Below are 22,192 nucleotides of genomic sequence, written 5' to 3'. Positions count from 1 at the left end.
GGGCTGTCGCCGAAGGTGTTGTGCCGCATCGCGAGGATGCAGCACGCGGTGGAGCTGTCGCGGGAGTTGGAGGGCGCGGAGTGGGCGCTGGCGGCCGGGTACTACGACCAGGCGCACCAGGTGCGGGAATTCCGGGCGCTGACGGGGCTGACGCCGGGGGCGTACGTGCGCGAGCAGGCGGAGGTCGGATTCGTCCAATCGCCGGAGGGGGCGGGTGCGTAAGGTGGGGGTGTTCCCACTTCGAGGAGGCACACCATGTCCACCGCACCGCAGCAGGCCGAGCAGCACCACCGCATCGACTACATCGAGCTTCCCGTGAAGGACATCGCGGAGGCGAAGCGCTTCTACGGCGCAGTGTTCGGCTGGAGGTTCGAGGACTACGGCCCGGACTACACGAGCTTCATGGACGGGCGGCTGAACGGAGGCTTCGACAAGGAGCGGGAGGCGTCGAAGGGCGGCGCGTTGCTGGTGCTCTATTCGAAGGACCTGGACGCGACGCTGGCGAAGGTACGCGAGGCCGGTGGGCGCATCGTGAAGGACACGTTCTCCTTCCCCGGAGGCAAGCGCTTCCACTTCACCGACCCCACGGGCAACGAGCTGGCGGTGTGGACGGAGCCTTGAGGCGCTGAACCAACGGTAGGGCGGGGAGTGCCGCGGTTCACGCGAGCTGTCGCGGTCCCAACACTCCCGGCCCTCCCGCGACGCGTGGTGCACGAGCGGGCGGGACGCGGAGTGATCCCGGATCGCTTGCGTTCCTGGCGCGCGGTAGAAGTCGGGCCGGCTCCTCCCTGGGAATGTCGCCCGTGCTCGCTATCGCCAACGCCACCGTCCTCCACGTCAACGACACGCCCGCGAGCCTCTATCTGGGGACCTTCTCGCTGCGCCAGGCGGGCTACCGCATGCTGGAGGCGGTCACCGGAGAGGAAGCCCTGCAGGTCGCCTTCGATTCACGCCCTGACGTCATCGTGCTCGACGTGAAGCTTCCCGACATGAGCGGCTATGACGTGTGCCGGCGCCTGAAGGAGGACCCTCGCACCCGCGAGATCTCCATCATCCACACCTCCGCCACCTTCATCACCGCGGAGAAGAAGGTCGCGGGCCTGCGCGCCGGCGCGGACGTCTACCTCACCCAGCCGTTCGACCCCGAAGAGCTCATTGCCACCGTCAACAGCGTCCTGCGCCTGCGGCGCGTGGAGCGCGAGGCCCTGGCGAACGCCGCCCGCCTGGAGGAGGCCGACCGCAAGAAGGACGAATTCCTCGCCATGCTCGCCCACGAGCTGCGCAACCCGCTGGCCGCCATCTCCGTCGCGGTGCAGATGCTCGGACAGAAGGACTCGAACGGTCTGTCCGAAGCCGACGCACGCCGCCGCGACATCATCGAGCGGCAGGTGAGCCACCTGCGCCACCTGGTGGACGACCTGCTCGACGTCAGCCGCATCACGCGCGGCAAGTATGCCCTGCGTCGCGGCCGGCTGGACCTCAACACCGTGTTGCAGCACTCGCTCGCCGCCGCGCGGCCCGTGATGGAGGAGCGCGGACTCGTCCTGCGGGAGGCCCGCCCCACCGCGCCCTGCTGGGTGGACGGCGACCGGACGCGCCTGGAGCAGGTCTTCACCAACCTGCTCGACAACGCCGCCAAGTATTCACCCGAGGGCGGCATCGTCACCGTGGGCGCCCACGTGTCCGAGGACTCGCGCGTGCGCGTCTCCGTGCAGGACACTGGCATCGGCCTGCGGCCGGAGGACCAGGAGCACATCTTCGAGCTCTTCGCGCAGCTGGACGCGGGCCTCGCGCGCAGCCGGGGCGGACTGGGCATTGGCCTGACGCTGGTGCGCCATCTCGTGACCGAACACGGTGGCCACGTGGAGGTCTTCAGTGAGGGGCCAGGCCAGGGCAGCACATTCACCATCACGTTGCCGCTGCTCACGGACGCCGCGAGGCCTGAGGCCACCGTGGAGCGCATCGAGTCCCGCCGGCGCGAGTGGCGCATCCTCCTGGTCGACGACAACCCCGACGCGCGCGACGGCCTGAGCGAGATGCTCCAGCTATGGGGCCACACCGTCGCGGTCGCCTCGGACGGTCCGGAGGCGCTCGCGATGGCGACTCCTGGCACCTACGACGTCATCATCCTGGACATCGGCCTGCCGGGCCTGGACGGCTATCAGGTGGCGCAGGAGCTGAGCGGGCGCGTGGCGTCGGACGCGCACCTCATCGCGCTCACGGGCTATGGGACGCCGGAGGACCGGGCCCGCAGCGAGGAGGCGGGCTTCGACCTGCACCTGGTCAAGCCCGTGGAGTTGGTGGAGATCGGCCGGGTGCTCGCGCAGCTGGGGCCCGTGAAGCGCGGCACACGCCGCCGGTCCCAGATGAAGAGCGCATAGGACCTCACGCCCGGGGCTAGAGGCCCGCTGCGGACTGCTCCGTGCCTCGCCGAGCCCACCGGTCGCGGATCCATGCCCGGGCGGGTTTCTCCACGCGCTCATGCACGAGCAAGCTCAGGCCTATCGAGCCCACGACGAACGCCACCACCGCCCAGGCGGCCGTGGGCGACTCACCCAGCCGTTTGAGCACTGCCTTCCAGGCGAACAGCACCGGCATGTGCAAGAGGAAGAGCGCATAGCTCGCCTCACCCAGCAGGCGCAGCGGCCGTGAAGCCAGCACCCGAGCCACGGCGCCCTGGCTCCACGACAGCAGGATGAACAACGCCGCGAACACCGGCGCCAGCAGCCCGTTGTGCAGCAGCGGGAAGGGCAGCACGGTGCTCCCCGCGAGTGCCGCGATGACTCCCGCGCACACCACCGCCACGGCCACCGGATGCGAGCGCCGCGACTCTCCGGACCGCAGCAGGAAGAAGCGCGCCGCGAGGATGCCCAGGATGAACTCCGGCAGCCGCGCCAGCGGGTTGAAGCGCAGCGCCAGCATCCACGGGCCGGAGTTGTACGCGGACGCCGTGCCTCCGGTGTGGTCCGGATCCACCGTCATGTAGAGCGCCGGGAACACCATCGCGGCTCCGTACGTCACCGCCGCGCCCACCGCGAGCGCCCTTGGCCCCAGCAGGCCCAGCCTCCCGGCCAGGAAGGGGAACGCCGCGTAGAAGAACGCCTCCACCGCCAGCGACCAGCCCGAGCCGTTCCACGCCATCGCCGTCCAAGGCGTCCAGCTCTGGAGCAGCAGCGGCGTGACCACCAGTGCCTCCGCGTGCTGCAGCCCCCTCGATGGGGCCACCGCCCACGTATCACGCAGCCCCTTGAGGTACGCGGGAGCGTCGAGTGCCAGGCCCAACGCATAGACGGGATAGATGCGCGCGAAGCGGGCCACCCAGAACGCCTTGCGCGCCGCGTACGTGCCCGGCGGCTGCTCCAGGTAGTTGTAGCCAAGGATGAAGCCCGACAGGACGAAGAAGAGGCCGAGGCTCACGTACCCGCTGTCGAGCAGCCCGTGCAGTCCCGGCGGCGCCTCCGTGCCGGAGAAGACCAGGTGATACACGTGGTAGGCGACGACGTGCGCGGTCGCGAGGAACCGCAGCCCGGTGAGTGCATGCAGTTGCTGCAGGGAAGAAACCATGAGGGCCGCGAGTCTCGCAGCCCCGAGCGTGCTCCTCAATCAGCCCGGGTGCAATGGACCTGACCGGCGGCTGAGTAGACTCACGGCGCGAGTCAGGTCACCAGAAGTGTTTCAACCCCACCCACGGTCGGAAGTCCTTCGCAATGACACGCATCGGATGCGCTCCGCGATGACCCGGGACGGCAGGCATTGAGCCGCCGAAAAAGCGGGGCCACCAGGCAGGTCCGCCGGCCGGGCGCGCAGCTCAGAAACCTGTCAGACAGTCGGACAGGCTCAAACCACACGAAGCCGAGGTCACGCGCTTGGTGGAGCTCGGAAGCAGTTCCCGACGTCATGCGTGCGCGGGCGAAGAAAGCAGGTTCACGGACAGGGCCCCCTGCCGGGCACGCATGCTCAAAACCTGTCCGACAGTCGGACAAGTTCGCGCCACATAAAGCCGAAGACGCATGCCCGGCGGAGCCCCGCCGTGGGCCGAGACATCGTGCGTGCGCGGACGGCAAGGAGGGTCCACGGAGAGGGCTCCTGCCGGGAGCACAGGCCAGAAACCTGTCCGACAGTCGGACAAGTTCGCGCCACATAAAGCCGAAGACGCATGCCCGCCGTGGGCCAAGACGTCGTGCGTGGACGGCAAGGAGGGTCCACGGAGAGGGCCCCTGAAGGGCACGCATGCTCAAAACCTGTCCGACCGTCGGACAGGCTCGCGCCAAACGAAGCCGGGGAAGTGGGCCTGACGAAGTCGTGCGGTGATCTGCGACATCGTGCGTGCGCGGAGAGAGAAAGCGGCTCCACGGTCGGGGCCGTCCGCCGGGAGCACAGGCCAGAAACCTGTCCGACGGTCGGACAGGCTCGCGCCACAAGACGTCGAGGAAGTGCGCCTGACGGAGTCTCGCGGTGAGCCGCGACGCCGTGCGTGCGCGGACGCCAAGAGGGTCCATGGACGTGGGGGCCGTCCGCCGGGAGCACAGGCCAGAAACCTGTCCGACAGTCGGACAGGTTTTCGCTGCATGCGGCCCGCGCACTTGTCCGACAGTCGGACAGGTTTTTCTCCGACCGGGCCCGGAGGTTGCCCCCTGGCTGGCAATGAGAAGGGTGGGCTCGCACGTCCATGTCAGACCCCTGTGGTTGGATGGCGATGCTGGGACGAGGAGGGGGAGTGGGGATGGAACGGCGAGGACTCGTGGCCTATGTGGAGGCGCAAATCGAACGCGATATCGCGCTGGGGCGTCTGCACCCGAGCGGACAATTCGGCTCCGAAGCGAAGCTGGCGCGCCGCTATGAGGTGTGTCGGGGCACCATCCGCGAGGCGCTGCGGCGGCTGGCGGCGCGAGGCCTGGTGGTGCAGCGCCCCGGACGCAAGACGCGCGCGGTGCCGTTGGATGAGTCACTGACGCTGGAGAACCTGGGGCTGGCGCTGCATGACGCGAGCAACCCGGATGCCCGGTGGCTTCTGGAGGGCTACTTCAGCCTCAAGCGGCAGGTGCTGGTGGAGCTTCTGGCCGACTGCTGCGCGAGGGCCTCGGACCTCGACTTGGACCGGCTGGGGAGCACGTGCTACCAGCTCCAGGACGCGGCGCGCTGGGAGTCGGGGGAAACCTGCGCGCAGGCGGAATTCGAGTTGCTGCGGCATGCGGCGCGGGTGGCGGCGCGTCCGGGGCACGTGCTCCTCGTGCAGTCCCTGCAGCGGGCCTTCCTGGGAGGAGCCGCCCAACTGCTGCCGCTCATGGGCGGAGAGGCGCTGCGCGAGTGGGCCTTCCGCGCGATGGCAATCCTGCACGAGCGCGACGTGCAGGCACTTCAGCATGAGCTGCCGGCACTGCTGAAGGCGCGCGATGAGCGCGTGCTGAATGCCTTCGCCCCTGCTCCTCAGGTACCTGCGGCCCCCGTCGCCCCAGGCTCCCAGTCGGACGTTCACGGCACCCCTGTGTCAGCCATCGCGCGGGACGATGCGCTGGAGGCGCGGCCTTGCGTCCAGGAGTGCCGTCCCGGCGATTCCACACAATGCAGCGTGCAGGAGAATGCGCTGGAGGCACGGCCCTTGGGCGAGGAGCGCGACCTTGGCGGCGTTGCGTCAGCCGCTGGGGATATCCAGGTGCTCGGGATTGCTCCCTGCTTCCCTGTGGAGCCCGACAGCGGAGGGTCGTTGTCTTCAGATGCCGGCGGGCTCGCCTTGCTCGCGTCTCGGGGGGAATGCATCGAGACGGACCTGCTGGAAGCGGCCTTGGGCAACCTTTCCGACTGTCGGACAAGTTGTGACAATTCGTCTTCGGATGGCGGCCTTCAATCCGAACCACCACCCACCCGCGCCCATGGACAAGCGGACGTGGCGGAACGCGAGGTGGGTGGCGCGATTCACGGCCACCTGAGACGGTGGGTGGCTCGCCTCTTGCGGTCCACTGCGCATTCCCTGGGACGACTCGCCTCGAGTTACCGCGCTTCAGGCGACCTGCTCAGAGCTGCTCAATGCCGGGAGCGGCCGACGAGCCTTTCACCGTCGCTTCATCCGGACGCAGCTTCGCGCGCACGCGCGGGTCCAGCTTGAGGATGACCGCCTCCACCGCCTGCGCCTGGGTGTAGTCGTTGGCCGGCGTAAGCAGGAAGAGGCCGACGGCCGCGTCGCCCCCCGCCGCCTGCGCCACCTTCCTCACGTGCGCGATGAGGTCCTGCTTGGAGTCCACCCGCCCCTGGCTGAAGGCCAGCTTGCCCAGCAACTGGTGCGAATACCCGTCCTTCACCTGGAGCATGTGGGAGGTCATCTCGATGCCCTCCGGTAACGTCTCCTGCAGGAAGATGACCGCCGCCGCGTCCTTCACCGCCGCCGCCTGGGCCAGCACCTCTCGGTCGCGCTCGGGCAGGTACTCGCCGTAGCCCCGGTACTCGTTCTGCTCCAGGGCCTTGCCGTGGAGGTAGGTCGGACCCGAGCAGCCCAGGAACGCGAAGGCGCCCACCAAGACGGAAAGGCAGATAGGTCGAAGGTTCATGTTCAGGCTGTCTAACACACCGCGCGAGAGCGCTCATGGACGCGCCGTGCACCCTTCGTTCGCGAAGCTGGAAATGGAGACCCCGGCTTCGGCGTAGAACGGGCCACATGCTCAGCCTGCGCAACCTGGTGAAGGTGTATCCGGGCCCGGTGACGGCCCTTCGTGGCGTGGACCTGGACGTTCCCAAGGGGATGTTCGGCCTGCTCGGGCCCAACGGCGCGGGCAAATCCACGCTGATGAAAATCCTCTCCGGCCTGCTGGAGCCGACCTCCGGCGAGGTGACGCTCGACGGCCTGGACCTCGTGCGCCACCCGGAGGCGCTGCGCCCGCACCTGGGCTACCTGCCGCAGGAGTTCGGCTTCTACCCGTACCTCTCCGGGCAGGACATGCTGCGCTACCTGCTGGAGCTCAAGGGCGTCACCGCGCCGCAAGGGCTGAAGGCCCTGTGCGCCCAGTTGCTGGAGCGCGTGAACCTCACCTTCGCGGCGAAGCGCAAGGTGAAGGAGTACTCCGGCGGTATGCGGCAGCGGCTGGGCATCGCGCAGGCCCTGGCCGGCGACCCGAAGCTCCTCATCGTGGACGAGCCCACCGCGGGCCTGGACCCCGAGGAGCGCCAGCGCTTCTACCGGCTGCTCGCGGAGGTGGCCCACGAGCGCACAGTGCTCCTATCCACGCACATCGTGGAGGACGTGGCCATGCTCTGCCCTCGCTTCGCCGTCATCCGCCACGGCCGAGTGATGGCCATCACCAGTCCCACCGAGGCGAAGGCCGCCCTCCACGACTCCCTCTTCGAAGGCACCGTCCCCCCGGCCGACATGGCCGCCTTCCAGCAGGCCCACCGCGTCACCCAGGCCGTGCTCTTCGAGGGCAAGAACCGCGTGCGCATCCACGCCGCTCCGGGCGCGCCCGTGCCCCCCGGCTTCGAGCGAACGCCGCCCACGCTGGAGGACGCCTATCTCCTCCTGATGAAGGACGCGCCCGAGCCCAAGGCCCCGGCGCCCGCATCCGCCCCGGCGGTGGGCGCGTGAACGCGGCCCGGCTCTGGCGCGTGGCGCGCACCGAGTGGCGTCACCAGACGCGGCGCCCCTTGTTCTGGGTGTTGCTGGTGTTGCTGGTGTTGCTGGTGTGGGGCGTGTCCTCCGGCAACGTCACCATCGCCGCGGGCAGCACGGAGGTGGGCGGCAAGAAGGCGTGGATCACCAGCGCCTTCGCCGTCGCGCAGACGGTGCTGCTGCTCTCCTTCATGCTGTTCACCTTCTTCGTGTCCGTGGGCGCGGGCATGTCCGTCATCTCCGACGACGAGGCCCGCGTGCAGCCGCTGTTGCACACCACGCCGCTGACGCCCTCGGAGTACGTGTGGGGCAAGTTCGCGGGCGTGCTGGGCGCGTATGTGCTGGCGCTCGGGTGGATGATGGGGTGGCTCGTCTTCTTCCACCACGTCGTGCCGGCGGGCGCGGACGCGGAGTTCCGAGGGCCCTTCGCGTTCGGGAACTACGTGGGCGGCGCGGTGTGGTTCGGCCTGCCGCTCATTGTCTTCATGGCGGGCGCGGCCTTCGCCACGGGCGAGCGCACGCGCCGCGCGGTGCCGGTGTACTTCCTGCCGGTGGGGCTGTTCTTCCTCAGCGCGTTCTTCCTCTGGGATTGGTCCCCCGGCTGGCTGGACCCGCGCGTGAACCGGCTCCTGATGGCGCTGGATCCCGGTGGCTTCCGGTGGCTCACTGAGACGTGGATCAAGGTGGACCGGGGCGTGGACTTCTACAACACGCAGCCCGTGGGGCTGGACGCCCTCTTCGTCACCAGCCGCTTCGTGCTCATGGCCCTGGGCCTGGGCGCGGTGGCCTGGAGCGAGAGCCACTTCCGCCGAGCGCTCCGGGGCGAGGTGGGCACCAAGGCTCCGCGCAAGGGCGGGGTCCTGGACGCGCCTCCCAAACAGGTGGCGCTGTCGCACGCGGAGGCGCCGCTGTCCGCGCTGCGCATGGGCGTCCGTCCGCCGGGCTTCTGGACGGGGCTGTGGACGGTGACGCGCGCGGAAGGACGGGGCCTGCTGTCGCAGCCGGGGCTCTACCTGTTCCTGCCGCTCCTGATGTTGCACATGGTGTCGCAGGGCGCCACGGCGGTGGGCCCCTTCGACACGAGCCTCCTCTTGGTGCCCGGGCGCTTCGCGGTGCGCACGATGGGGCAGGCGTCGGTGCTCGTGTGCCTGCTGTTGATGTTCTACGTGGTGGAGTCGCTGGAGCGTGAGCAGGCCTCCGGCTTCGCGCCCATCCACGACGCGACCCCGGTGCGCACGCTGTCGGTGTTGCTGGGCAAGGCGCTGGCGAACAGCCTCGTCGCGGTGGCGCTGCTCGCAGCCATGGCGCTCGCGGGCACGCTGGTGCAGGTGTCGCAGGGCAAAGTGCCGCTGTCGCTGACGCCGTATGTCCTCGTGTGGGGGCTGTTGCTGTTCCCCACGTTCCTCCTGTGGACGGGCTTCATCCTGGCCGCGCGCGCGGTGACGGGAGGCCGCTTCGGCACCTACGCGCTGGCCCTGTCCGCGCTGGGCTTCACCGGCTACCTCGCCGTGCGCGGCGATCTCACCTGGGTGACCAACTGGCCGTTGTGGGACGCAGTGCGGTGGACCGACCTGGGCGCCTTCCAGGTGGATCGCGCCGCGCTGGTGCTCAACCGCGTGGCAGCGCTGGGCGCGGCCGTCTTCTTCACCGCGCTGGCGGTGCGCCTGGATGGCCGCCGCGTCCGCGACTCGGTGACGACGCTGGAAGGATTGAAGCCTTCGGGCCTCGCGCGCGGGCTGTGGCGGCTGGCGCCGTACCTGGCGGTGCCGGTGGTGGCGCTGACGTGGCTGGGCATCCTCGTGGGGCAGGGCCACCAGGGCGCGGCGGCGAAGAAGCGCGCGAAGGAGTACTGGCAGAAGAACCTGGCGACGTGGAAGGACGCGCCTCAGCCCATGCTGGCGGATGTGGACGTGGACGTGGACCTGGAGCCGGAGGCGAGCGCCTTCCGCATGAAGGGCACGTACACGCTGCTGAACCGGCACACCGTGGCGCTGCCGCGCTTCGCCCTCAGCGGCGGCGATGGCTGGACGGACGTGCGCTGGACGCTGGACGGCAAGGACGTGACGCCGGAGGACCGCGCCGGGCTGTATGTCTTCACGCCGTCCCCGCCGCTACCGCCCGGAGCGAAGGTGACGGTGGGCTTCCAGTATGCGGGCCATGTGCCGGATGGCGTGTCCCGCGAGGGCGGCGCGTTCAGGGAGTTCATCCTCCCGTCCGGCGTGGTGCTCACCAGCGAGACGCCCACGTTCGCGCCGGTCGTCGGCTACGAGGAGGAGCGCGGCATCGACCCGAAGGAGAACCGCTACGAGCCGCGCGTGTACGCGGACGACTTCTACGAAGGGCCCACGGATGCCGCCTGGGGCAGCAACATGCCGTTCCCCTTCCGGATCCGCGTCAGCGGCCCGGAGTCCTACACGCTCAACTCCGTGGGCGTGCGTGAGAGCGATACGGTGAAGGACGGCCGGCGCACCACGGTGTGGCGGAGCGACCATCCGGTGAGCTTCTTCAACGTCATCGCGGGGAAGTGGACCCGCGTGGACGGCGCGGGCACGGTGGTGTTCCACGACCCCTCGCACGGCTACAACGTGCCGGAGATGATGCGCGGGCTGGAGGCCGCGCGCCGGTACTACTCGGAATGGTTCCACCCGTTCCCGTGGGCCGAGCTGAAGCTGTCGGAGTTCGCCGGCCTGGACAACTACGCGCAGGGCTTCCCCACGGACATCACGTTCTCGGAGTCCATCGGGTTCCTCACGCTCACCACACCGGAGTCGAACGCGGTGCTGCTCGTCACCGCGCACGAGGCCGCGCATCAGTGGTGGGGCGACCTGCTCATCCCCGGCAAGGGGCCCGGTGGCAATGTGCTGTCAGAGGGCATGTCGCATTACTCGTCGCTGAAGCTCATCGAGCAGCTCGATGGGCAGGAGGCTCGCCGGCAGACCGCGAAGCGCATGGAGGAGCGCTACGGCAAGGACCGGCGCGTGGACGCGGAGCAGCCGCTGGTGAAGCTGGACGGCTCGCGCGACGGCGACACGGTGGTCCTCTACGAGAAGGGCGGCTGGACGTTCTGGATGCTGGAGGACCTGATGGGCCGCGACGCGATGCACGCGGGGCTCCAGGCCTTCCTGAAGCAATACATGAACAACGCCGACCATCCGGTGCTGCAGGACTTCATCGCGGTGATGCGCCCGTTCGCGCCGTCTCCCGAAGCGTTCGACCGCTTCACCCGGCAAGCCTTCTTCGAAGTGGTGGTGCCCGAGTACCGCGTCAGCGACGCGCGCGTGACGAAGTCCGGCGGCCAGTGGGTGACCACGGCGACGGTGACGAACGTGGGCACGGGTCGCATGCCGGTGGAGGTGACGGTGACGAAGGCCGGGGAGTCCGCCGCGCCCCTGGGGGGCGCGGAGGCCCTGGCGCGCGTGGAGCCCGGGGCGGGTGAAGCGGTGCAGGTGACGCTGCGCTCGGCGTTCGAGCCGGAGCGGCTGCTGGTGGACCCGGACGTGCGCGTGCTCCAGCTGCGCCGCGAGCAGGCCCAGGCGAAGCTCTCGCCGCGGTGACACGGTGACACGGTGACACGCGTGTCTCCTCGCGCAGGGGACATGTTGTCACGATGTCAGACGCCACCGCCGCGCCGCTCCCTCTGCGAGCAGGCTGGCACATCGATTGCGATGGGCGTCCTCCGCATGACGGGCCTCGGGGGTCCGCTCCATGACGGGGGTCATCACATGGTCGCGATGAAGTGGAAGCTGGGTGTGTCGTGGGTGCTTGTGTCGGCGGCGGCGTTCGCGCAGGAGGAGGCCGTCACCACGGGGGCGCTCCCGGTGGCGCGGCGCAACGTGGTGACGGTGTCCGTCCCCCTCCAGAGCCTGAGTCATCTGTCACTGGAGGGCGAGCGCGTGATGGGGGAGCGCTTCTCCGTGGGCCTGGGCGTGTCCGCGCTCTTCAACCAGGTGCGCGCGAGGTTTGATGAGACCCAGGCTGACGGCGTGGAGGGGTTCGACAGCGGTTCCTACCGGCTGGGCATCGAGCCTTCGGTGCGCTTCTACCTGACGGGACGGGCGCCCCAGGGCCTGTGGGTGTCACCGCGCCTGGAGGCGAGCCTGGGGCGCAACACGAGTGAAACGGTGCCGAGCCAGGACGAGGGACTGTCGTTGATCGACAACTCCACGGACATCTGGTCCGTGGGTGGGGCGGCGGTCGTGGGCTACAGCGTGGTGCTGGAGCCCGGCTTCACGGTGCAGGGCGGCGTGGGGTTCGGGGCCCGCCGCGAGGCGCTCGCCTACGACATGGTGCGCCCCGTCGAGAACGGCCTTTCGGCGCTGACGCGGGTCCACCAGTCGACGTGGCTGTTCACCCAGCGCATCCTGCTCAACGTGGGCTGGGCCTTCTGAGGTCAGGGCCCATGCGCCCGCGTGCTCACGGTCCATGGCGTGCGGGTGGTGTCCACCCACAGGAGCTGGAGGTCCCAGCTGCCAGGCGCGGAGCCGGGCGTGTCGGTGGCGACGGCGAAGACGCGCGTGTCCGGCTGGGGCGTCACGGAGAAGCTCGTGCGCGGCGCACGGTTGGCGTCGTCGGACGGCACCACTCCCAGCGTGACGGTGCCACCGGAGGGCAGCGGCAGGCCGTCCTGCGCGGTGGCGGAGGCGAAGGGCACGTCCAGGAAGGGCGCGTCCGGCAGCACGCGGCGCTCCGAGCCCAGCGGGCCCACGTCCACGGCGGGCGTGTCCGCGGCGGCGTGCACCCAGCGCAGGCGCAGGTTGGACGGGTCGCTCGCGAAGCGGTCCGTGAGGGGCAGCAGCGTGAACGGAGACGCCGCCGGCCGGGGCGGCTCGAGATAGCCCGCGGCGACCATCAGGTAGCGCTCACCCGGGACGAGCGTGGGCGTCGTCGCCGTCGCCACCGGCGCGCTCGAGGGGCGCTCCGTCCCGGACGCGGCGGCGAAGAAGTCCAGCGTGTACGCGCCCGGCGGCACCTGGAGCGGCGAGGACAGCGTGCCGTAGGAGAGGTCACCGGACAGCTCACGCTCGCCAGCGAAGAGGTCCAGCGCGGGCGCGTCCGGTGACGCGTGCAGCACGTACACCGTGGGGTTCTGCCGGAGGATGGCCAGCGTGCCGTCGCGGCCCGCGGTGAGCAGCGAGAAGCCGTCGCCCGCGCGCGCGGAGGCGGACATGAGGCCGGTGGCGACGATGAGCGTGTCGGTGCCGGAGCCGGGCGCGGGCACGGTGAAGGACGTCAGGGTCTGGCCACCCGTGCGGAGGCCCACCTGGAACGCGGCGCCCGAGGGCAGCACCTGGGCCTGCTCGCCGGAGTCGCGGAAGCGCGCGAGCGACGCCACCTCCACCGAGCCGTCATTGCCCAGGTCCACGTCCACCGTCGGCGCGTCCGTGCCGGCGTTGATGATGCGCACGCGCGTCTGGCCTCCGTCAGCGGGCACGGTGTTGTCGCGCAGGAGCAGCGTGCGCATCGCCGCGCCGGAGTCCGAGGCGCCGAAGGCCCCGGCGGTCACCACCGTCCAGCGCGTCCCGGCCTCCATGCCCACCCGCTGGGACACGACGGGCGCGGTGCTCGCCGCCGAGCCCGCGGGCCGCAGCTCCACGGTGACAGCGCCCGCGTCGCGCGTGAGGTAGGGCGTGGTGGCGCCATAGGCCACGGCCCGGGCCACGGGCGTGGGGTCGCCAGCGAGGTAGACGTCCATCGCGGGCGAGCCCGGCGCTGCCTGTACGATGCGCAGCTGCGCCTCAGTGGGCGGAACGAGCACCGGCCCGTCCTGGGTGGGCGGCGCGTCGGAGTCCTCCGCCGAGCCGCCGCCGCACGCGGGCGCGAACACCCCCAGCGACGTGAGCGCGACGACGAGCAGTGTCTTCTCCCGCATCCTGGCCATGTCGAAGTCCCCCTTCCTCGGCGGGCCGCGAACGCGGCTCGGCACCGATGTCGACAGGGGTAAGGGTGGGCATCACCCCCACGCAGGCGAACCCCCACGCAAGGGCCACTGTCCGCCCGCGACGTTGTGCACCGGCGCACGTCGCAAGCCCCGGGCATCACAGGCGTGGAGGGCTTCGAAGTGAGGCCGGGAGCGATCACCCTGCCCCGCGGTCACGCTCGTTCGGCCGCCGCGGCGCGGCATCCAACAGGGTGGCCGCCCGGGCCATCCAGTGTTCAACACGCATCATCGCGCGGAGAGGGAGGAACGGCGCGCGTGGGTGCCGGGGAACGTGACGGCGCTGGTAGGGTCGGTGGCACCATGAACCTCGCGTCCCTTCCACTCATCGTGTCCCTGCTCGCGGCGCAGACGCCCGCGCCGGCCCCGTCGAAGGCGCCCCCCGCGCCGGCCGCCGCCGCGAAGGCACCGTCCGCCGTCCCCGGCATCGCCCCGCTGCCCGGCCTGCCCAACCTGTGGGTGAGCGGCGTGCCGCCGGTGCCGCCCGCGCTCTCCCAGCGCGTGCAGCAGTACCTGGAGTCCCGCTCCGCGCAGCTGCTGGACGTGAGCGGGGATGGCCAGCAGGTGCTCATCTCCACGCGCTTCGCGGACGTCAACCAGCTGCACCTGGTGGAGATGCCGCTGGGCGCGCGCACGCAGCTCACCTTCACGAAGGAGCCCATCAACCGGGCGCGCTTCCTGCCGGGCAATCCGCAGATTGTCTTCTACCTGCAGGACACGGGCGGCGGAGAGTTCTACCAGGTGCTCAAGCTGGACCGGCGCACGGGCCGCTCGGAGCTGCTGACGGACGGCAAGAGCCGGCATGAGGAGCTGGTGGTGTCGAAGGACGGGCGCTGGCTCGCGTACGCGGGCACGGGGCGCAACGGCAAGGACACCGACGTGTACGTGGCGCCCACGGCGGACCCCAAGCAGGCGAAGCGGGTGACGGAGGTGGAGGGCAGCTGGGCGCCGCTGGAGTTCTCCCAGGACGGCTCGAAGCTGCTGGTGCGCCAGTTCCGCGCGGCGGACGACGCGGACCTGAGCGTGGTGGACGTGAAGACGAACGCGCGCACGCAGCTGACGCCCAAGGAGGGCAAGGGCAGCGTGGACGCCGCCGTCTTCACGCACGACGGACAGGGCGTGTACGTGGCCACGGACCGCTACAGCGACTTCGCGGAGGTGTACCGGCTGCCGCTCACGGGCGCGCCCCAGGCCGCTCCGCCGTCGCTGACGAAGTCGGTGCGCTGGAACGTGCAGAACCTGGAGCTGTCCCCGGACGGGCGCAAGCTGGCGGTGGCCATCAACGAGGAGGGCTTCGGCCGGCTGTATCTGCTGGACACGCGCACGCAGGCGCTGTCGCCGGTGGAGACGCCGCGCGGGGTGATTTCGCAGGTCCGCTTCCCGGCGAAGCGGTCGGACCGGGTGGCGTTCTCGCTGACGTCGGCGCGCGTGCCGCTGGACATCTTCACGGTGGACCTGGGCACGAAGAAGACCACGCGCTGGACGCGCTCGGAGGTGGGCGGGTTGGATCCGGAGACGTTCGTGGAGCCGGAGCTGGTGCGCTACCCGTCCACGGATGGCGTGAAGGTGCCGGCGTTCCTGTACCTGCCGAAGAACGCGAAGGGGAAGGTGCCGGTGGTGGTGATGTTCCACGGCGGCCCGGAGGGGCAGAGCCAGCCCATCTTCAGCGCGCAGACCCAGCTGATGGTGACGGAGCTGGGGATGGCGGTGCTGCTGCCCAACGTGCGCGGCTCGGAAGGGTACGGCAAGGCGTACCGCGCCATGGATGACGGCGTGAAGCGCGAGGCGAGTCTGGCGGACATCGGGGCCACGCTGGACTTCGTCGCCTCCCGGCCGGAGCTGGACGCGGCGCGGGTGGGCATCTACGGCGGCTCGTACGGCGGATACATGACGCTGGCGACGGCGGCGTTCTTCCCGGACCGCATCAAGGCGGCGGTGGACGTGGTGGGCATCTCGTCGCTGCCGTCGTTCCTGCAGAACACGCAGGCGTACCGGCGGGACTTGCGGCGCGCGGAGTACGGCGACGAGCGCGACCCGGCGGTGCGCAAGGTGCAGGAGCGCATCTCGCCGCTGGGGTCGGTGGACAAGATTCGCGCTGCGCTCTTCGTGCAACAGGGGGCCAACGACCCTCGTGTGCCGCAGTCGGAGGCGGAGCAGATCGCCCAGGCGGTGCGCAAGAAGGGCGCGGACGTCTGGTACCTGCTGGCCACGGACGAGGGGCACGGGTTCCAGAAGAAGACCAACCGGGACATGGCCCAGACGACGGCGCTGATGTTCTTCGAAAAGCACCTGCTGGGCCCGGCGGCAGGGCAGGGGGGCGGGGCAGCGGGCGGAAAGTAGCCCCCACTTCGGAGGGACCCGGGCGCGGCCGATATGTCGCCGCCCCGGGGGCGTTACACATTGTCCATGTCAGCGAGGAGGGTCCTATCCATGAAGCGAGACAGACAGTCATTGCGTCGGGGTGTGGGAGTGTTGGCGGTGCTCGCGGGTGTGGGCGGAGCGTGGGCGTCCTCGGAGCAGGACCAGATTGCCTTCAGCGTGGCGCGGACGCAGTTCAACCTGCGGATGACGCCGGACAACGTCACGGGCCCCGAGTTCCAGGTGTCCCGTCTTCCAGGCGAGCTGCGAGGCCGCGTGGCGGACGCCCCGGTGACGCTGAGGCTGGAGGACGAGAAGGTGAAGGGCAACATCGGGACCTCGGTGGTGAACCTGGAAGTGAAGAAGGACGGCGACGCGGTGAAGGCGAAGGGCGGCTTCTACGGGCGCCCCGTCAACCTGACGCTGTCGCCGCAGGAATTGACGGTGTACGTGCGCGACTGCACGTACCGGCTGAAGGCGAAGGAGGAGGGCCGCACCTACGAGGGCAAGCGCAGCTGCGACCGTTCGTTCATGCCGCCCACGGTCATCACGCTGCCGGACGCCTTCCTCGCGGCCTCGCCCGCGGAGCAGGCGTCGCTGCTGCTCCTGGCGCTGTAGCTTCCACATAGGCTCGGGACGCGATGACGCGTTCCGTTTCCCGTGGAGAGGGGCCCTGGCACCGGATGCCGCCGGTGCTGGGACTCCTGTGGGTGTTCGCGCTGGCCGCGTGCGCGAGTGATGGCTCCTTCGAGCGCGAGTCGTTCGAAGCAGCGACGGGTGACGACACCCCGGCCGAGCGCGCGGGCCTCGGATTCACGCGAGAGGGGGCGTTGGAGCGTGCCGGGCCCGTGGGAGGTGAGCGCGCCCGGCAGGCGGAAGCGGCCCGGGTGGTGCGCGAGCTCTGGGAGGTCGCGGGTGCGCGCGGAGTTCCGGGCGAGGCGTGGACCTTCGACTACCAGGTGCACGACGGTGCGCTGACGTTGGTGTCTTTCCGGCGCACGGCGACAGGCCAGGGCGCCGGTGCGGCCGTGGAGTGGAGTGGGTTCTCCCACGAGCTGACGCGGAGCCTGTCCACGCTGGTGGGCGTGAAGCCACGGCGTGTGCGCTTCACGCTGGAGCGTGGGCCGGAGCGCTGGCGCTTCGACCTGGAGACGGTCCGTGGGGCGGTCGCGGTCCATGCGCGAACAGTGCCCGAGTCCCTGCCGGGAGCGTCCGAGCCCCTGGTGTCGGATGCGCTGACAGTGGCCCGGCAGCTGCTGCCCGCGTCCCGGGTTCCCTGGGAGGGCCGGGTGCATGAGAGGGCAAGGCTCCAGTTCGAAGGACTGCGATTGCATCCGGAGGTGGAGCTGGGCGTGTTCGAGGTCCAGGAAGGCTCAGGCCGGAGGATTGCTCCCGGGAGCGCGGATCTCCGCATGCCGGTGATGCAGGCGCTGTTGCCCTTCGCGAACGCGGTGGGAAGCCGCACCGTCGAAGTGGAGCTGGAGGGAAGGCACGTGCGCGGTGAAGCGGAGCCGCGCTGGCGGGTGGTGGCCGCGACGACGCTCGAACCTTCCGAGCCTCCAGTGGAGATGCAGGACATCGCCAGGGAGTACCGGGCGATGCAGGAGGACATCCTCCGGCGCTGGCGCGAGGAGGTGGAGGACAGTGCGCGCCTCGCGGGCGTGTGGTCCTTCGAGCAGCTCGCGTACTGGTACGTGGGAGGCTTCATCGCGAAGGGCGCGCTCGGCGCGATGGAGGCTGTCGCGCCCACGGTGGTCTCGGTGCTCGGCAGGGGAGGGGCGAAGGCCGCGCAGTGGTTCCGCACGGTGTTGATCCGCACTCCGCCCGCCGAGCGCGAAGCCCTCCAGCGCATCTGGATGAAGGTGGAGGCAGAGGGCCTGACGGCACTCAAGACTGGGGAGCAGGCCGAGCTCCAGTCATTGCTGAAGGGGATGGAACACCAACTCCGAAGGCCCATCACGGACAAGTACTCGAAAGACAAGCTCAGGGAGTGGGCTCGACAGGAGTACTTCGAGGTGCACCGGCCCCAGTTGGCACAAGCCTTGGGGAAGGACCTCCTGGGGGCGTATCAAGTGCACCATCTGGTGCCCATCGAGCATGCCCATCTGTTTCCCACCCGCGGTGTCAACGTGGCGGAGAACCTGGTGGGCATGGCGCGGGAGGTCCATTCGAGCGTCAACTCGGTCTGGACCCTCGTGCGCACGAACGCGAAAAACGTCTCCGCGAAAGAGGTGGAGGAAATCGCTCGCATCACGCACAAGCACTTCGGACGGTGGTTTCACGTCCTGTACGATCCGTCGAAGTCGGGAGCTGCGCTTGCCTCCGCGGAGAAGGCCGCGCTGAAGGAAGTCGCGGCCGTGCTGGGGTTATAGGCCCTGGCGTTTCAGGAGGCGCGTTCGCTTGGCGGGACTGGATACAGAGAGGGGCGGATTGACGAGGCTGATCGAGGCCTGCCATCGCTTGGGCTTTCGGGTCAGCGTGGAGCCACCCTCGGCCGATGCTCCCCGTCCTGGTTCAACGCTGTTGGGGCATCCGCTCGATCCCATGCTCGCCGGGATCTATTCGCGAGCGGGCCGAGCCACGCTGGGAGACATCGAGCTGTATCGTCCTGGCTCCGGCCCGGATGGAGTCCTGGACGTGAACGCATGGCTGCGGGGCAGGGGACAGGCTCCATTCTCTTCATGTGTTCTCTTCGGGCAGGTTTCGAACCTCGCGTACTACTACGGCGTGGTGCCGACGCTTGCGGATGAGCACGGAGTCCAGCCAGTGCTCTACATCGACATGCAGGAGGACCTGTTGGTGGTGCCGGTGGCTTCCAACGTGGACCAGCTGTTCAACCAGCTTGCCCGGTTCATGGCGCTGCTTCCGGGGGAACCGGACTTCATCCCGGGCAGATGCTCGACCACGACGTTCCCCTTCGCGGCGGCAAGGCTCATCGCGCAGGACACGGCCCTCGTGGAGATGATGCGCGCGGGTCGCTTCGACGGACTCGTGACCCGGGACGAGGAGAGTCAGCGGTGGATGCGACAGGTGCTCGACCTGTGACTCCGCGCAAACTCAGCCTCCTCATCGCCTTCACAGCGCTCGTGACCGCCGTGGGCACGGGCGTGTGGCTCGCGTGGCCCGGACCGGACCTCACCGCGCAGGCGGACCTGTCGGACGACCCCGTCCGCCTGCACCTCGAATCCAGCGACGACCCGGACAGCGAAGGGAGCGAACCTCCTGACGTCGTCGTGCTGAGCAACGGCATCCGGCTCACCAACGTCCCGACGAACTGCCACGCGGACACCCGGGGCTCGCTCGCCTGCGAGGACCGCTGCGACGCGGACGACGCTTGCCCCGCCGACACCGTGTGCGCGCATCACCCGGACTTCGGCTTCCGCGACTGCCAGCCCCTGCACCGCTTCTGCGACGACGCGTCGGACTGCACCCCGCCCGATACCTGCCACCCCGTGGACACGTCCGCCTCGGGCCAGGTCCTCCGTCGCTGCGTGCCACAGGGAACGCTGCGCGCCGGGGAGCGGTGCACCGGGTACTCACGGGAGCTGGAGGGCCGCTGCGCTCCGGGGCTCCTCTGCGTCCATGAGTTCTGCGGCCCGCCGTGCAACGTGCACGACCCGGACGCCTGCGCCACCGGCACCGAGTGCGCCCCCAATCCCTACCGCGTCCGCGGCGCCTGCGTCCCCAGCTGCCGCGACCGTGCCTGTCCGCAAGGCGAACGCTGCGAGACGGACTACCCGGGCGAAGTCCCCACCTGCCGCCCCTTCGTGGGCCCCGCCTGCCTGGACGCCGCGCCCTGCGCCGCGAACCAGGACTGCCTGCGCGGCTTCGCCGAACCCACCCTCGAAACCGGGGCCTTCGAGTGCCGCACCCGCTGTGATGACAAGGCCCCTTGCGCGAAGGGCCTCACCTGCGACGAGACCAGCGGCTATTGCTTCCAGCCCTGCACCCACGACACCGACTGCCCCACCCCCGAGCGCTGCCACGTCCTCCACCGCCGCGAATCCCAGCGCGGCTGCGGCTTCATCGCGGAGGGGCTCCCCGCCTTCCACCGCTAGCCACGCGGCAGCTCCACGATGAACGTGGACCCCTCGCCCAGGACGCTCTCCACCTCGATGTGGCCGCCCATCGCCTCGACAATCTGGCGGGCGATCCACAACCCCAGCCCGAAGCCGCCGTAGTTGCGCTCGGACACCGCGCGCTCGAAGCGGTGGAACAGGCGCGGCAGGTGCTCCTTCGCGATGCCGATGCCGCCGTCCTTCACGCGCAGCCGCGCCCGGTTGGCCTCCACCTCCAGGGACACGTGCACCGGGTTGCCCCGCCCGTACTTCAGCGCGTTGGAGAACAGGTTGGTGAAGACCTGATCCAACCGCAGCCGGTCCCATTGCCCCAGTACCTCCGGCGCGAGCACCAGCTCCAGCGGCGTGCCCGAGCGCGCGTACTCCTGCTCGAAGCGCTCGGCCACCTCCCGCACCAGCGCCCCCATCTCCAGGGGCTCCAGCACCAGCTCCAGCTTCCCCGCGCTCAACCGGGACACGTCCAGCAGGTCGTTCACCAGCAGCGTCTGCCGCTTCACCTGCCGGTCCACCCGCTCCAGTCCGCGCTTGAGCCGCTCCGGGTCGAAGGCCGCCCCCGACCGATTCAGCCCCGCCAGCAGGCTCTGCACCTGGAGCTGCAGCGCGCTGATGGGCGTCTTCAACTCATGGCTCGCGATGGACAGGAACTCCTCGCGCAGGCGGATGGCCTGACGCGCGTCCCGGTAGAGGCTCGCGTTGTCCAGCGCCAGCGCCGCCCGCCGCGCCAATTCCTGTGCCAGCGCCAGGTCCTGCGCGTCGTACGCCCCCTTCGACGTGACGAACGTCAGCGCCCCCAGCGTGTGCCCGCGCACCCGCAGCGGCACGCACAGGTACGCGCACGTCCCGCCCGCCCGCGCGTACGACGGGTCCCCCTCCGACAGCCCCGAGCGCGACTCCGGCCTCCCGGACTGGATGACCCGCGCCACCACCGCGAGCCCCGGGGGCGGCACGTCACCGTCCTCGACGCCCGCCGTGGCCACGCAGCGCACGCCGCCGGACTCGTCCTCCAGGAACACGCCGCAGGCCTCCGCGTACTGCGGCACCGCCAGGTGCGCCACGCGCTCCAGCGTCTCCTCCTCCTCCAGGCTCCCCGCCAGCACCCCGCCGGCCTCCGCGAGGAAGCGCTGCGCCGCCTCGCCACGCTGGCGCTCGGTGATGTCCACCATCACGCTCAGGCACTGAGGCGGGCCGCTCGCCGGGTGCACGCGCCCCGTCCACATGGCCACCTGCACCGCGCCACCGTCGCGCCTCCGCGCCGCCAGCGGCGCGCCGTCCAGCACCGTGCCCCGCGTGGCACGCTCCAGCCCGTGACGGAACGCCTCCCAGTGCTCCGGCGGCACGGCAGGCAACACCTTCCCCAGCACCTCCTCCGCCGTCCACCCCAGCATCCGCTCCGCGGCCGGATTCCACAGCCGCACCGTGCCGTCCGGATCCAGCAGCATGATGGCCGTGGGGCTCGCCTGGATGATGGCCTCCAGCGTCCCGTGCGCCTCGCGCAGCGCCGCCCGAGCCCGCTGCTCCCGCTCCAACAGCCGCGCCCTCGCCAGCGCCTGCGCCGCGTGGTGCGCCACCAGTTGGAGGAAGGCCCGCTCGTCGTCGTCGAACCCGTGCGGCAGGCCGAAGGTGAACACCAGCGCCCCCAGCGCCCGCCCGTCCACCACCAGCGGCAGACACGCGGACGAGTTCGCCGGCCGCTCCGCCCCGGACAGCGCGTCCTCCGCCGTCAGCCACACCGGCCGCGACTCGCGCAGCACCCGCGCCACCGGCGAGTCCTCCTCCAGGGACATCCGCTTCAGCCGCTCCGCCGCGTCCGGCGTGCAGCCCGCGCAGCGCAGGAGCGAGGCGCTCATCGCGTCCGGCGCCACGCCCCACAGCGCCCCGGCCTTCGCGTCCGCCACCGCCAGCCCCTGCTCCAGCACCACCTCCGCCACGCGCGCCGCGGTGAGCGCCTCCGACAGCTCCGCGGTGACGTGCTGCAGCCGCGCGAGCCTTCCCGCCGCCACCTCCGCCGCCTGCCGCGCCTGCCGCTCGGACGCGTACGCCCGCGCCACGTCCAGCGCCAGCGCCGCCCGGTCCGCCAGCTCCTGGAGCAGCAGCTGCTCCGCCGAATCGAACGACGCCGGCTCCGGCGCCTCCCGCCACACCGTCAGCGTCCCCATCGCGCCCCCCCGGGCCCGCAGCGGCAGCACCAGCACCGCCTCCACCCCCTGCACCACGCCCGTGTCCATC

The 22,192-nt window shown here is 70.4% G+C and carries 16 protein-coding genes; 12 read left to right on the top strand and 4 right to left on the bottom strand.

Annotated features, from left to right (window positions below; translation table 11 throughout):
- The 3 genes from D7V77_RS27020 to D7V77_RS27010 form a co-directional block, all read left to right on the top strand.
- On the top strand, positions 1-222 hold a 222-nt coding region (locus D7V77_RS27020; RefSeq protein ID WP_147452169.1), incomplete at its 5' end, for a helix-turn-helix domain-containing protein.
- 33 nt (positions 223-255) lie between these two features.
- Positions 256-621, top strand: a complete 366-nt coding sequence (locus D7V77_RS27015) for a VOC family protein (RefSeq protein ID WP_120579185.1) — start codon at positions 256-258, stop codon at positions 619-621.
- A 182-nt stretch (positions 622-803) separates the two neighbouring features.
- A complete protein-coding gene (locus tag D7V77_RS27010; protein ID WP_233597254.1) occupies positions 804-2,381 on the top strand; it encodes a response regulator in 1,578 nt (525 codons plus the stop codon).
- A 16-nt stretch (positions 2,382-2,397) separates the two neighbouring features.
- Here D7V77_RS27010 and D7V77_RS27005 read toward each other — a convergent pair whose 3' ends face one another.
- The gene (locus tag D7V77_RS27005; RefSeq protein ID WP_120579183.1) at positions 2,398-3,564 is read right to left on the bottom strand and encodes an acyltransferase; all 1,167 of its coding nucleotides are present in this window, start codon (positions 3,562-3,564) and stop codon (positions 2,398-2,400) included.
- Between the two features lie 1,159 nt (positions 3,565-4,723).
- Here D7V77_RS27005 and D7V77_RS27000 point away from each other — a divergent pair.
- Positions 4,724-6,103 carry a FadR/GntR family transcriptional regulator gene (locus tag D7V77_RS27000; RefSeq protein ID WP_120579182.1) on the top strand — a complete coding sequence of 460 codons (1,380 nt, stop codon included), beginning with the start codon at positions 4,724-4,726 and terminating at the stop codon, positions 6,101-6,103.
- Here D7V77_RS27000 and D7V77_RS26995 read toward each other — a convergent pair.
- Positions 6,012-6,542 carry a hypothetical protein gene (locus D7V77_RS26995; protein ID WP_126933250.1) on the bottom strand — a complete coding sequence of 177 codons (531 nt, stop codon included), beginning with the start codon at positions 6,540-6,542 and terminating at the stop codon, positions 6,012-6,014. The two genes, D7V77_RS27000 and D7V77_RS26995, sit on opposite strands and share 92 nt — an antisense overlap.
- Positions 6,543-6,649: 107 nt before the next feature.
- Between D7V77_RS26995 and D7V77_RS26990 the strand changes: the two genes are divergently transcribed.
- The 3 genes from D7V77_RS26990 (at position 6,650) to D7V77_RS26980 (ending at position 11,982) form a co-directional block, all read left to right on the top strand.
- Positions 6,650-7,570, top strand: a complete 921-nt coding sequence (locus D7V77_RS26990) for an ABC transporter ATP-binding protein (RefSeq protein ID WP_120579180.1) — start codon at positions 6,650-6,652, stop codon at positions 7,568-7,570.
- Positions 7,567-11,148, top strand: coding sequence for a M1 family aminopeptidase (locus tag D7V77_RS45785; protein ID WP_120579179.1), 3,582 nt, complete (start codon positions 7,567-7,569; stop codon positions 11,146-11,148). Before D7V77_RS26990 ends, D7V77_RS45785 begins: the two co-directional genes overlap by 4 nt.
- A 168-nt stretch (positions 11,149-11,316) precedes the next feature.
- Positions 11,317-11,982, top strand: a complete 666-nt coding sequence (locus D7V77_RS26980) for a hypothetical protein (protein ID WP_120579178.1) — start codon at positions 11,317-11,319, stop codon at positions 11,980-11,982.
- A gap of 2 nt (positions 11,983-11,984) precedes the next feature.
- On the opposite strand, the gene D7V77_RS26975 is transcribed toward D7V77_RS26980, so the two are convergent.
- Positions 11,985-13,472 (bottom strand): DUF4397 domain-containing protein, encoded by a 1,488-nt coding sequence (locus tag D7V77_RS26975; RefSeq protein ID WP_120579177.1) that lies wholly within the window; start codon positions 13,470-13,472, stop codon positions 11,985-11,987.
- Positions 13,473-13,832: 360 nt separating this feature from the next.
- Between D7V77_RS26975 and D7V77_RS26970 the strand changes: the two genes are divergently transcribed.
- The 5 genes from D7V77_RS26970 to D7V77_RS26950 all read left to right on the top strand — a co-directional run bounded on the left by D7V77_RS26970 (position 13,833) and on the right by D7V77_RS26950 (position 19,945).
- Entirely contained in the window at positions 13,833-15,869 is a 2,037-nt protein-coding gene (locus tag D7V77_RS26970; protein WP_120579176.1) for an alpha/beta fold hydrolase, read from the top strand.
- Positions 15,870-15,959: 90 nt separating this feature from the next.
- Positions 15,960-16,505 carry a hypothetical protein gene (locus tag D7V77_RS26965; protein ID WP_120579175.1) on the top strand — a complete coding sequence of 182 codons (546 nt, stop codon included), beginning with the start codon at positions 15,960-15,962 and terminating at the stop codon, positions 16,503-16,505.
- Between the two features lie 23 nt (positions 16,506-16,528).
- Positions 16,529-18,259 carry a hypothetical protein gene (locus tag D7V77_RS26960; protein WP_147452168.1) on the top strand — a complete coding sequence of 577 codons (1,731 nt, stop codon included), beginning with the start codon at positions 16,529-16,531 and terminating at the stop codon, positions 18,257-18,259.
- Between the two features lie 172 nt (positions 18,260-18,431).
- Positions 18,432-18,932: a hypothetical protein gene (locus tag D7V77_RS26955; protein WP_120579173.1), complete on the top strand. Its 501-nt coding sequence runs from the start codon at positions 18,432-18,434 to the stop codon at positions 18,930-18,932.
- Positions 18,929-19,945 carry a hypothetical protein gene (locus D7V77_RS26950; protein ID WP_120579172.1) on the top strand — a complete coding sequence of 339 codons (1,017 nt, stop codon included), beginning with the start codon at positions 18,929-18,931 and terminating at the stop codon, positions 19,943-19,945. The genes D7V77_RS26955 and D7V77_RS26950 overlap by 4 nt, the downstream gene beginning before the upstream one ends.
- Here D7V77_RS26950 and D7V77_RS26945 read toward each other — a convergent pair.
- A partial coding sequence (locus tag D7V77_RS26945; RefSeq protein WP_120579171.1) for a GAF domain-containing protein occupies positions 19,942-22,192 on the bottom strand: 2,251 nt, incomplete at its 5' end. The genes D7V77_RS26950 and D7V77_RS26945 overlap by 4 nt on opposite strands.

This window comes from Corallococcus sp. CA041A, assembly GCF_003612075.1.
Taxonomy (GTDB): Bacteria; Myxococcota; Myxococcia; order Myxococcales; family Myxococcaceae; genus Corallococcus; species Corallococcus exiguus.
The sequence above is the reverse complement of the archived record's forward strand: the minus strand, read 5'-3'. Positions and strand labels throughout refer to the sequence as shown.